This window comes from Bradyrhizobium uaiense (genome assembly GCF_010811875.1).
GTDB classification, from domain to species: domain Bacteria; phylum Pseudomonadota; class Alphaproteobacteria; order Rhizobiales; family Xanthobacteraceae; genus Bradyrhizobium; species Bradyrhizobium uaiense.
The window spans coordinates 1-11,166 of record NZ_VKHP01000279.1 but is presented as its reverse complement, the minus strand read 5'-3'; the positions used below and the strand labels follow the sequence as shown (position 1 = coordinate 11,166).

Below are 11,166 nucleotides of genomic sequence, written 5' to 3'. Positions count from 1 at the left end.
TGTATGTGTTCACTTCTCAGTCGACGCGTTTGTTACGTCAGCCACAGATACACGGTTGCCGGGCGCCCCCCACGTGGCCCCCACGCAGCCGCAGTTGTTTCTTCATGTCGTCCCGATCTCGAGGCCCGCTCGGCCCTGATGATTGTTACTGCGATTCGTCCGCAACGTCCTTCTCGCCTTGAGTGGCGGGCGAGCCGCGTCAAGGGCGCGTTCGAAGAGCCGGGATGACTCACCCGAACTCTATCGGATGAATTGCAAGGAAGATGATGTCGTTTCACACCGAGCCTGAACCCCAGCGCGCCCGGCTGTTCAAGGGCCTTACCTTCTCGGCAGCTGACAGCTGAAGTGATCTGCGCATCGAGATGCTGACGCTACGATCAGGCTCGGCGGGCGCCCCACTCTGGACCCCCACGCAGCCGAAATTGCTACTTCATTTCGTCCCGATCTCGAGGCCCCCTCGACCCTGATGATGTTTACTGCGAGACGTCAGAAACGTCCTTCTCGCCTTGAGTGGAGGGCCAGCCGCGTCAACGGCGCGTTCGAATAGCCGACCATAGAACCTTTTACCCGCCCAAGGCTGAGTGATCTGTCAACTTGTCGGCTTTCCGGTCGCAGTGAAGCGATGTTGAAGTCATTAACCGATGCCAAGAGATTGCGCGGATATTCCCGCGCGGTGACGTCTCCGTCGAAAATAGGAGAACGGGTTGGTTTTAGCGCAGTAGCGCATCGCTTGCGTGCGTCTCAATGCAATTAGCCTCACTTGGTATCGCAACCGTCAATAGCAACAGCCGTGCCACGGGTTTCAGGCGCATTGCGCTTCTAATTCATTTTGAAAAGATGCGAGCCAGCAGTCTCTCTTGGTTTGTTGAAGCCGACGGCCCGCTACACTGATGTTGGAAATAGCGCAACCATCAGCCGTGTTGGCGCGCGGCTCCGGCGTAACGGCCGGCTGCAGCCTTACGAAACGAGCAACTAGTCGCGGCCGATGGCGCCTCGCCGGGTGGGAATGTTTCGGATGATGACATTCGGAACACCTCGTCCCGTACTGGCGTGACGGATCGAAATCTGACAACCGCTGTCTTGTTCCGGCCATCAGATTTGCCGAGTACGCGACCGAACCCCCGACGAGCATAATGATCGGGTCGAGGCGCCATCTTCGCGATTGGCACGGCACTTGCCGAGGATCTCCCCATGAAAGCCAGCAACGTCACCAGTCCGCCTGCAGCTCGGCTCTTCGCACTCGCTTGGAACGAACGAGACCGTATCCGCGATCGCGAGCGCTCACCGGCGGGAAAATACACCATGAGCGAAACCGGCTCTGATCGATTATGTCACTCCGCCTCCCGATGTCGCCAAACGCGGCGGCAAACCGGTGCTGAAATCTAATGTGAAGCTGGCGGGGGATTTGCCGGACCAGACCATCGCTGCAATCAATGGCCTGCCGATCTAGCACAAGATCAACGTTTCTTGGCGACCAGGTCAGCTCGACAGCCGAGCAGGAGCGTTTTGCTCTTCGTGCCGGGTATTTTGTGCCGCCCGCCGCTAGGTGTTGCCGAGGGAACGATGTCGAGCCTCGCCCTAATTCCGCACGCGGTGGTGTCCGGGCTGATGTTTGGACCCATCGGTTATTCCGTAAGCGTAGCTCTGAGGCCCATTTGATTGGCGCTCGACGTCTATTTTGAACGTATGGTGCGCCGACGCGGCTTCCATATTTCCGACAATGCGTTGACGGCGGCCTCGAGCGCCTTCCGGTCGACGACGCTGGGATCGAACTGCTCGAGGCCCCAGAGACGCCTTTGTTCGTGCTCCGGATGGGTGGGGTCGCTGATGGCGTCGAGGTATTCGGCATAGCCTGACGCACCGCCGACATCTTCCGGAGGACAACGGCCGGTGGCCTCGAGCAAGAGGGGAAGTCCCTCCGTTGTCATGTTGTCGAACCACTTTTCGAGCTTGATCACGTGATCCCAGCTGTCGCCGAAGTCGTAGAGATAATGGATCGTCTTCGCGCCGGTCTCTTGAACGATATTGGATAGCCGCGTCTTGCGAGCATCGATGGGCTGAGGGCCAAAATCTCCATCGGGATCAGGGATACCCCAACGGCCGTCGCCAGCCAGGAACTCGAAGAGATGGCTATTCGTCCAACCAAACGCCGCCTGAAGCGTCAGATGCAGCCGATCAAGGCGCAGCGTGAGCGGCACGACAAGGCACCGCATCACCTCCGGTTTCACGTCCTTGAGGGTCACCTTGATCCGGACCGCGGTCGTGTTCAGGCTCATGCCGCCAGCCTCGGATCGTGTGCATGCATCGTGTAGATCGACGCCCAAGGGAGCAGTTCGTCCAGTCGCGCCGCAGGCCAACCATTGACGAGCTTGGCGAGAACGTCAGCGAGCCAGTACTCGGCACTGACGCCATTGAGCTTACAGGTCTCAATGAGCGAAGCCAGCAATGCCCAATTCTCGGCGCCTTCGTCGCAACCTGCAAAAAGAGAGTTCTTGGCGTTGAGCTTGATCGGGCGCATCGCACGCTCGACAGCATTGGTGTCCATCTCGATGCGCCCGTCATCAAGGTAGAGCGTCAGGCCGTCCCAATGACGCAGCGCGTAACGCAGGGCCTTCGCCGTGTCGCTCTTCTGCGCAAGGTGAGCAAGCTTGGCCTCAAACCACTGCTTCAAGGCTGTAGCCAGAGGCCGGGCATGCGCTTGTCGCCCCGCGCAGCGCTCGTCCGCAGATCGGCCGCGGAGTGCCTTCTCGACCGCGTAAAGCTGGGCGATGCGCTCGAGGGCCTCGCGGGCAACCGGAGCTGGCGCCGGCGCAGCCTCCCGCTCGATCTTCACAAGCTGGCGCCTCAGATGCGACCAGCAGAAGGCGAGCGTCCCGGACAGGGCGTCCGCACGCGACTCTCGGGTCATGGTCTTGTAAGCCTGGTAGCCGTCGCAGTGGATGATGCCGCGATAGCCCTCGAGCAAGCGCAAGCCATGAACGGCCCCACGGCCCGGTGCATAGGCATAGACCACGCAAGGTGGGTCAGGTCCGGCCCACGGTCTGTCATCGCGCGAGAGCGCCCAGAAGTAACCGGTTTTGGTCCTGCCGCGTCCCGGATCCAACACCGGTGCGGGGGTCTCATCGACACGGAGCTTCGAGGAGGTGAGCAGAAGCTCGCGCAGACGATGCCATAGGGGCTTCAATTCCTGGGCGGCATAGCCGACCCAGAAGGCGAGCGTGGAACGGTCCAGCGCTATTCCGTGCGTCGCCAGCATCTGCGCCTGGCGGTAAAGCGGCAAATGCCAATGATACTTGGCATCGATCACATGCGCGACCAGTCGCTCGGTCGGCAATCCTCCCCTGATCAATCGCTCGGGAGCGGCGTGCTGGAGGACGACTCCGTGACAGGCGCGGCAGGCCAGTTTGGGCCGGCGGGTGACGATGACGCGATACTGCGCCGGTACCACGTCCAGCCTCTGGCTCTCATCGTGACCGATCTCAAAAAGGGCGCCTTCGCAGCACGGGCAGCAGGTTGCAGCCGGCATCAGGGTTTCGACGATGCGCGGCAAATGCTCCGGCAACTGACCACGATTGGCTCTGCGCTCGGCAGCTCTCTTCTCGCATGTTTTGGGATTGGCACGATCTTCGGCTGCTTCGAGGGCCGCGACGGCCTGATCGATATCCTCCAGAACAAGCTGCAGCTGATCAGCGTCCAGCTTTTCCGAGGACCGACCGAACTGCGCATCTTTTGCAAGCTTGAGCAACCGCTCGAGCCTGGCGCAGCGATCCAGTAGAGCCGCGGCAAAGACGCGCAACTCGGCCGGATCGCTCGGCAGCTCATCAGGCAAATCACTCATTGGCCCAAGTCTGCCATGCTTCGCGCCACGATGCAGCGAAGATTTGTATCTTTACGCAAGCGCTTTCGGCTGCGGGGTCCGAGGCGCGTGCATCCGCGTCCAATCCATGCCGGCCACCAGTGCTGACAGCTGGGCTGCATTCATCCGCATCACACCGGCCACGATGGGTGGCCATTTGAAGCTGCTGCCATCGAGTCGCTTCCAGTACATCACAAGGCCGCTGCCGTCCCAGACGACAATCTTCACTCGATCGGCGCGTTTCGCACGGAACACCACCGCCACGCCCTTCATCGGGTCATGGCCCAGCGTCTCCTTCGCCAATAGCGCCAAGCCCTCCGCAGCTTTTCTGAAGTCTACAGGTTGCGTCGCCACGTAAATCATGAGGCTCGCGGGCGGCGTCAGCATGAACGGGTCCGTCGAAGCGCCAAGAACACATCACTCAACACAGCAAGGCCAGGCGTCCCCCGCACCTCCACTCGTGCACCCTGGAGCTCAACCGTAACAACGGCTGCTTCCGGCGACCCGGAGGGGTCTGCGGCCGCCGGTAGCGCCGATTCCGACACCACCGGCACGAACGACAGCGTGTCCGCCGACGCCGGCAGCACCAACTGGCCCAAACGCGCCCGGCGCCGCCAGTCGTGCACCTGCTGGGGCCGGCACCCATGGCGACGCGCGACATCTGTGACAATCGCCCCCGGCTCGAGGCTTTCCGCGGCAATCTGTGCCTTCAAATCGTCCGGCCAGCGCTTTCGACCTGCGCCTGCGTACACTTCGATACGCGGTGACAACGGTCGTCTTATGTCGTCCGAATGGTCGTCCATTGTGAGCACCCTTGCAAAAGATGACTCTTCTAGCGGTGCTCTCAGGACTGAGTACAAAAATTCTCAAGGGCCTCAACGCCACGCTTACGTTATTCCTGCATGGATGCCTATTCCAACATTGCGGTGCCACGGGGCTTTGTGATCCCGCCATTCGACGACAACAGGGCGACCGAGTATCGCGTAGTCCTGGTCCCCCCCGAGATCGGCGAGCGCACGCTGGTGCTCGGCTGACACATTTTGCTGATATCCCGATATATGACGGGCAGAGACTGTTTGATCTATGCGAGTCTCATATCACCCCCCCGCCGAAAAACACCTGTGCGCTGGAGCTAGAAGCAGGGCGATGTCGCTATTTGGGACAACCTTACACCATGCATTATGCGGTCAAGAACTACGGTGACGATGGTCGCAACGTTCATCACATTGCCGTCGATGGCAAGGTGCCCGTCAGCGTCCACGATCGGTGACAGTTTAGTGCGCGTCAAGGTCAATAAGCAGCCGCTCGCGGAGTTGGTGAGGGCGACCCGCCGCACTTCTCGCCTCGAACCCGGCCAGAATGGCAATGTCGTTCAAGCCGAGAACATGGATGACCGCGTTCGCGGCGGATCTGGTTTTCTTCGCCATCGAGGCTATCGCTATGGAGCCGAACGAGTTCATTGGAACAGGCACTCCTTGGAGCCGAGTTCACTGGCAGGTCTTCGTTGTACATGAGAAGGTCGACGTGTGTACGATGTCGAGGTTGAAGGGTGCAGCGTCCTTTCGCCGGATCAGTCGCATGTATCTCATTCAAGCGGAAGCAAAGAGCGGCTGAGACAACTATCAAAAGGTGGGGAAATCCGAAATCTCCGCGCTCTCATGGTCGTCGGAGCAACGGGCGTCTTGCGCGGTTGCTCGAGACGACGCTAGGACGCGGCCGTGGCAAACAGCGTGAATCATATGAGCGCTTCTGAAAGTGGCTGGAGTTATCGGCGTCCCATCCAACCGCGGTCACCGTCTGATGGATGCAGTGAGCGCCAAACGACCTGACCGGCGCAGACCAGCAGAGGGCAATGTGCAACAGGCGATGAACGCATGGGGCGAATCCCGAGACGACTGAAGCCGCGCGGTGCCCAACGCGCTCAAGGGCGTAAACTTGATCGGACTCCCCTTTTCGCGGACCTTTTCGAGACCCGCGACTATGTCGCCGCGCGCAAAGGCCGGACATAGCGAGTGAACCGTCCCAATGTGTGAAATCGAATGAAAAGCTCTTGCCACGTGTGCCGTTCCACAAAGTGGGGCAAGTTAGCTCGCACAAGCAGATCAACCCCTCCGGCGCGACCATCGGCAGTAAGGCCGTTTTCGACCTCGAGGACGATGCCTCCAACTTTGAGACGTTTCAGCTTGCCGAATAGACGACGTCCGCCCAGTCGTCTGAACCAAAGACTACCAACCCTGGGAGGTTAGTTATTCCCGGTTTTTAGATATGAGTGGAGCCCTTCCGGGAGACCAACGTCGTGCAAGAAACACGCGCTCGTTCAGTCCACAGCTCGAGGGAAATGTACAGAGGAAAGGGATCATGAGTGGAGTGATAAGCGAGCCGCAAAATATGCGGAGTATCGAGCTCCTAGAGTCGAACGTCCGCTCATACTCGCGTTCGTTTCCGGCAATTTTCAGTCGAGCACGCGGCTCCATTATGTTAACAGACGATGGTCGACAGCTCGTTGACTTTCTCTCCGGCGCTGGGGCGCTCAATTACGGCCACAATAATCACCAGATCAAAGCTGCCATTACCGAGTATCTAGCCTCGGATGCCGTAGTCCACGGGCTCGATATGGCCACTCCTGCTAAGCTCGAATTTATGGAGACGTTCTGCTCGGTCATACTTCGGAAACTCGATCTGCAATATCGTTTCCAATTCACAGGGCCCACAGGTGCTAATGCTGTTGAGGCGGCTCTAAAGCTCTCACGTAAACTGACGGGACGTCAAAATATCATTTCATTCACACGCGGATACCATGGCATGAGTTTGGGCGCGATTGCCGCAAGCGGTAACCGTTTCTATCGCACAGCCAGTGGGGCATCGTTGTCCGGCGCAACTTTCATGCCCTACGATGGTTATTTTGGGCCAGCTGTTGATACGGCTGACTACCTGCGCACGACATTGATGGACGAGAGCAGTGGCGTCGATCGGCCAGCTGCCATTCTCGTCGAAACCGTGCAGGGAGAAGGGGGTATAAATGTTGCGAGCAAGCAATGGTTGCATTCAATTTGTACGATAGCAAAAGATGTTGGCGCCCTTCTCATAGTCGACGATATCCAGATGGGCTGCGGTCGCACGGGTGACTTCTTTAGCTTCGAGTTCGCAGCGTTGTCGCCAGATATTATCATAATGTCAAAATCGCTAAGTGGGTACGGTCTTCCTCTGTCGATGTTGTTGATGAGAGAGGAGCTGGACGCATGGCAGCCAGGAGAACACAGTGGTACGTTTCGAGGAAACAATCTTGCCCTTGTATCTGCGACGGCAGCCCTAAACATTTATTGGCGTAGTCCGATCTTCTCACAAGGGGTTAAGCGCATGGGAGAGATTATGCGGAGGCGACTTGAAGCCGTCGCATCGGGGTATGGAAACGGTTTTGCTGTCCGAGGGCGCGGTATGGTACTGGGATTTGATTGCGGAGCGACCGAAATCGCGGAGTTAACGACGCGCAACGCATTTTCGAAGGGATTGGTAGTGGAACGATGTGGACCCGATGATCAGGTCGTAAAATTTCTGCCCGCACTCACGATGGATGATGAGACACTAAATCGTGGCCTTGAGATATTCGAGGATTCCTTAGCCGAGACCATGAAACGCGCTAGAATGGCGGTGAGCTGACTGGCAGACGAGGGCTGGACAAGCGTCCCCAAGGCCATCGGAGTGGCCCGGGACCGCTCTGCTAATGGTTTGATAGCCGAGGACGCAGTGCGGGTGGCCTTTTAGCGATGGGGCCATCTCTAGGCAACTCGGCGACGCGCGCGGTTGAGGCGTTAGAGACCCGAGCATAAGCAAACTCGCAGACTGTTTTGAGTGAAGCGTTCGTCTTTTCGATTGGTCTTGGGTGTGTTGGGCTTGCCCACGCGTGCTTGAGGACGAGGCGTTCGCAGACCATTTGAAGGCAAAGGATTTGAAGCATGCGCCCTTGTCATCACGCGCCCGATCGTTACGCCCAGGCTGCCATAGTAGGCAACGGCCACCTGGAGGAAGGGGGCGGCGGATCTTTTTTCATCCATCATGACTCGGCTGGAACCGATGCGGGACGCATCATGGCAGCGAGTTTCGCCAGTACCGCCATCCTAATTTGAGCCGATCAGAGCCGCGTCGTTTGGCGATTGCATAGTGCCGGGCAAGCTCACGCAGGGCGCCTTCGAGAGCAACGGCCGGCTGCGGGACGAGTTGTCAAACGCGACGTTATTTTTGATCGCCGGCCCAGCCCCACGTCGCACTCGGATGTTGGCAAGTCGATTGGCAACAGCACACGACCGTTCGCAGCCTGGATGGAAGACCCCGTCCGAGTTCGAGATCACATGCCAACCGCGCGGAGAGTTGACGTTGCGCTATGCGATGGCTCCGTGCGAGCTCCGTCGCCCCAACCTCCGGACCGAGCAAATCCAACATCGGCGCGAACTCAGGACTGGATAGAGTGTGACGCAAGGTCAACGAGCAAAGCTTCAGAGTACTTTGAACCTCAAGCTCGAATCTACCGCGCGGCCGGCTGCGCTGGGATTGCAATGTTCAGCGGCGGTATCCGTTACAATTGCGCCTAACAAAATAGGTAGTGTCGCAATCCGACGCTAATGCTGTATCATCAGGATATGAACCTAGCACGGCCAGTTGCTGCAATGAGAAGCATAGTCGATCCGTTGCAGGTCTCGCGCTTCCTTCAGGTATATGACGACGCCGCTGTTCAAAAGGGGATCAAGGTTTCGATAGGATTCAACTTTGACGAGTACGTCTCGATCACGCGGGCCACTCCAACAAAGGGGCCGACATATCCAAGTTTCGTGCCCCATCGCTCGCCAATTACATTAGGCGAGGGATATTGGTTGATGGGCGTCGACAAGAACAATGAGGTCGTCCTTTTAGAGGCTGCTCGACTGTTTGATCTCTCGCACAGCAACTTTGCCGAGCATCTTGAATCCCTGAAGGCGTTTTACGCCGACCCGACCGTACATGCACATCCTCAGGACCGATGTACTTGCATAGCACCGAGCGCGAAGAAGATGACAGGTAAGGTCGCCTACCATGGCGACCGGTGGGTCCGCAGAGACCTTAGAGGACAAGGTATCACCAGGATCATGACAGGAATAGCACGCGGCGTATCCTTTGCGATGTGGGCTCCCGACTTCCTATGTGCGCTTGTAGCGGGCCGTCGACTGGATAAGGGGCGCGTATATGGATATGCGCATTATGAACCCGGTGGAGCAAAATTGCAGCTGATGGAAGGGGGGGTTGTCGACGACGATTGGCTTGTTTGGCTAACTAGCGACGAGTTGCGGAGCCTTGTTGATCGTCAGGACATAAGCGAGCTGAATGTAGGATCGTCGTTTCCGCCGACGTCAGCCAGCTGTACCTAGCCCCCAGTGCTCTAGTGTTGCAACGCTGTCCGCCACAGCACCGGAGAGGCATGAGACAACAACATCGAAGGGAGTAAAGGATGGCTTAGACCGCATAGTTCCTCTAGATCGAGCCACATCCACCACTATCTCTCGCGGAGTACGTATGAAGGCGATCATGAGTAGATCGGTCGGGGGACCCGAGACGCTGGTACTCGAAGAGATTGACGATCCGGTGGCTACTACGGGTCAGATTGTCGTTCGCGTCAAGGCAAGCGGGGTAAACTTTCCGGACACACTGATCATACAGGACAGATATCAATTCAAGCCAAAACGGCCATTTTCGCCCGGCGCCGAGTTTTCTGGCGTAGTCGAGGCAATCGGTAGCGGCGTATATTCGTTTCAAGTCGGTGATCGTGTGATGGGATTTTCCAGATGGGGGGCAATGGCGCAGAAGATTGCCGTAGACGCAAACCGTTGCGTGGTTATACCAGATAAGATGCCGTTTGACGAAGCCTCGGCGTTCATTCTTACCTATGGTACGTCCTACTATGCATTGAAAGAGAGGGGATCTCTGAGGAGGGGTGAGACTCTTCTTGTGCTTGGAGCAGCTGGCGGCGTCGGCCTGGCGGCGGTCGAAATTGGTAAAGCGATGGGCGCTCGCGTTGTGGCCGCAGTTTCTACAGCTGAGAAAGCGATGCTAGTCCGAGAGCATGGAGCAGACCGCGCGGTGATATACCCGACCGCACCGTTTGATCCATCGTCCCGCAGAGATGCCGCGCGCCTTCTCAAAGAGGCGTGCGACCCCCACGGCGCTGACGTTGTGTGTGATGTAGTAGGCGGCGATTATTCAGAGGCGGCTTTGCGCGCGATAGCTTGGGACGGTCGCTTCCTCATTGTGGGATTTACCGCGGGCATCCCACAGATTCCTCTCAATCTTCCCTTGCTGAAATCTTGCCAGATTGTCGGTGTGTTCTGGGGCCCGTGGCTCGATCGTAGTACTGATCACCTTAGTCGCGACGCGGCTGAGTTGCTCGAGTGGTATCAAAGTGGCAAGCTGCGACCGTGCATATCGGCGCACTTTGCGTTGGCGGAGGCCGGCGATGCCATTGCCCTACTGGTAGCTCGAAAGGCAATGGGAAAGATCGTCGTCAATATCGATTGAATTCACCTGCAGAGAGCGCAATCAATAGTATTGACGACCTACTCCTCGTCGACGCGCGGAGAAAGCGGCCACTACTCGACCTGCTCAATTGAGCCGACCTATCAGGCAGGTCGCCCCGAGCAGACGACCTATGGATCAGTGGAGAAATCGAGTTCGGTTTCGCTCGACACTTCGACGATGGCTTCTGGATGATCGCCATTCTAGAACAGCGCATATTTGAATGCTTGGGTGCGGCTCACGAACAGTATGCACACGACGAGGACCGCCTGATTGACGCATGCGCGGGGATGCGGCGAGCAGTATGATGGCGTTGTATGAAGGTCAGGCGGCCTGCTGGTCGCCTTGGCGCAGGAGCTTCCATTCCCAGCAATACAGTGGGGCTTATTAAATGCGTCTGCCAAAGCATGGCCAACCGTCTCCGCCTCATCGTCGCGGAGATTGACGGGATCCAGTACGATTGAGGTCGGCGTCGACCAAAAATCATGGATAAGAATGCGTGGGCGCTGCCGTAAGAGCGCAAGTCTTAGATCTTCGGCACTGAATGGAACGTCATTCTGGTCCCAGCTCACCTTGAGCCGAACGGCCGTGACAGAACCAGGCCAGGAGAGCACCTTAGTTGTAACCCCCTGGCAAAAAGTTGAGCGTAAGCGCCAAGGCCATCGCGCGTTGCGGACCGACTGGCAATCTGAGATTCTCCAGCGTTGGCGCGCCGGAGGTAGTGATGTCAATTTCTATAACTATGCCTATGCCTGATGATAGAACATGCCAGG

Annotated in this window: 9 protein-coding genes; 4 read left to right on the top strand and 5 right to left on the bottom strand. The window is 57.9% G+C overall.

Annotation, left to right across the window (positions count from 1 at the left end; genetic code table 11):
- Nucleotides 1–1,673: 1,673 nt before the first annotated feature.
- The 4 genes from FNJ47_RS40045 to tnpA are packed head-to-tail and all read right to left on the bottom strand — an operon-like array spanning nucleotide 1,674 to nucleotide 4,659.
- Nucleotides 1,674–2,276, bottom strand: coding sequence for a plasmid pRiA4b ORF-3 family protein (locus tag FNJ47_RS40045; protein ID WP_163161514.1), 603 nt, complete (start codon nucleotides 2,274–2,276; stop codon nucleotides 1,674–1,676).
- On the bottom strand, nucleotides 2,273–3,838 hold the full coding sequence (tnpC, locus tag FNJ47_RS40040) for an IS66 family transposase (protein ID WP_163161512.1): 1,566 nt from the start codon (nucleotides 3,836–3,838) through the stop codon (nucleotides 2,273–2,275). The genes FNJ47_RS40045 and tnpC overlap by 4 nt, the downstream gene beginning before the upstream one ends.
- A 51-nt stretch (nucleotides 3,839–3,889) precedes the next feature.
- The gene (tnpB, locus tag FNJ47_RS40035; RefSeq protein ID WP_163161510.1) at nucleotides 3,890–4,243 is read right to left on the bottom strand and encodes an IS66 family insertion sequence element accessory protein TnpB; all 354 of its coding nucleotides are present in this window, start codon (nucleotides 4,241–4,243) and stop codon (nucleotides 3,890–3,892) included.
- Nucleotides 4,237–4,659: an IS66-like element accessory protein TnpA gene (tnpA, locus tag FNJ47_RS40030; RefSeq protein ID WP_163161508.1), complete on the bottom strand. Its 423-nt coding sequence runs from the start codon at nucleotides 4,657–4,659 to the stop codon at nucleotides 4,237–4,239. The genes tnpB and tnpA overlap by 7 nt, the downstream gene beginning before the upstream one ends.
- Before the next feature lie 99 nt (nucleotides 4,660–4,758).
- Between tnpA and FNJ47_RS53395 the strand changes: the two genes are divergently transcribed.
- On the top strand, nucleotides 4,759–4,890 hold the full coding sequence (locus FNJ47_RS53395) for a hypothetical protein (protein ID WP_283811355.1): 132 nt from the start codon (nucleotides 4,759–4,761) through the stop codon (nucleotides 4,888–4,890).
- Between the two features lie 240 nt (nucleotides 4,891–5,130).
- Here the strand turns inward: FNJ47_RS53395 and FNJ47_RS40025 are convergent, their stop codons facing one another.
- The gene (locus tag FNJ47_RS40025) at nucleotides 5,131–5,316 is read right to left on the bottom strand and encodes a hypothetical protein (protein WP_163161506.1); all 186 of its coding nucleotides are present in this window, start codon (nucleotides 5,314–5,316) and stop codon (nucleotides 5,131–5,133) included.
- A 928-nt stretch (nucleotides 5,317–6,244) separates the two neighbouring features.
- Here FNJ47_RS40025 and ectB point away from each other — a divergent pair.
- The 3 genes from ectB (at nucleotide 6,245) to FNJ47_RS40010 (ending at nucleotide 10,396) form a co-directional block, all read left to right on the top strand.
- Nucleotides 6,245–7,513 carry a diaminobutyrate--2-oxoglutarate transaminase gene (ectB, locus tag FNJ47_RS40020; protein WP_163161516.1) on the top strand — a complete coding sequence of 423 codons (1,269 nt, stop codon included), beginning with the start codon at nucleotides 6,245–6,247 and terminating at the stop codon, nucleotides 7,511–7,513.
- 959 nt (nucleotides 7,514–8,472) lie between these two features.
- Nucleotides 8,473–9,252 carry a hypothetical protein gene (locus FNJ47_RS40015; protein ID WP_163161504.1) on the top strand — a complete coding sequence of 260 codons (780 nt, stop codon included), beginning with the start codon at nucleotides 8,473–8,475 and terminating at the stop codon, nucleotides 9,250–9,252.
- A gap of 145 nt (nucleotides 9,253–9,397) precedes the next feature.
- Nucleotides 9,398–10,396 (top strand): NADPH:quinone oxidoreductase family protein, encoded by a 999-nt coding sequence (locus FNJ47_RS40010; RefSeq protein WP_163161502.1) that lies wholly within the window; start codon nucleotides 9,398–9,400, stop codon nucleotides 10,394–10,396.
- Nucleotides 10,397–11,166: the final 770 nt, after the last annotated feature.

Bases quoted from the DNA above. Each gene is read 5' to 3' on its own strand.
- FNJ47_RS40045 (WP_163161514.1), bottom strand. From the start codon at position 2,276: ATGAGCCTGAACACGACCGCGGTCCGGATCAAGGTGACCCTCAAGGAC.
- tnpC (WP_163161512.1), bottom strand. From the start codon at position 3,838: ATGAGTGATTTGCCTGATGAGCTGCCGAGCGATCCGGCCGAGTTGCGC.
- tnpB (WP_163161510.1), bottom strand. From the start codon at position 4,243: ATGCTGACGCCGCCCGCGAGCCTCATGATTTACGTGGCGACGCAACCT.
- tnpA (WP_163161508.1), bottom strand. From the start codon at position 4,659: ATGGACGACCATTCGGACGACATAAGACGACCGTTGTCACCGCGTATC.
- FNJ47_RS53395 (WP_283811355.1), top strand. From the start codon at position 4,759: ATGGATGCCTATTCCAACATTGCGGTGCCACGGGGCTTTGTGATCCCG.
- FNJ47_RS40025 (WP_163161506.1), bottom strand. From the start codon at position 5,316: ATGAACTCGTTCGGCTCCATAGCGATAGCCTCGATGGCGAAGAAAACC.
- ectB (WP_163161516.1), top strand. From the start codon at position 6,245: ATGCGGAGTATCGAGCTCCTAGAGTCGAACGTCCGCTCATACTCGCGT.
- FNJ47_RS40015 (WP_163161504.1), top strand. From the start codon at position 8,473: ATGCTGTATCATCAGGATATGAACCTAGCACGGCCAGTTGCTGCAATG.
- FNJ47_RS40010 (WP_163161502.1), top strand. From the start codon at position 9,398: ATGAAGGCGATCATGAGTAGATCGGTCGGGGGACCCGAGACGCTGGTA.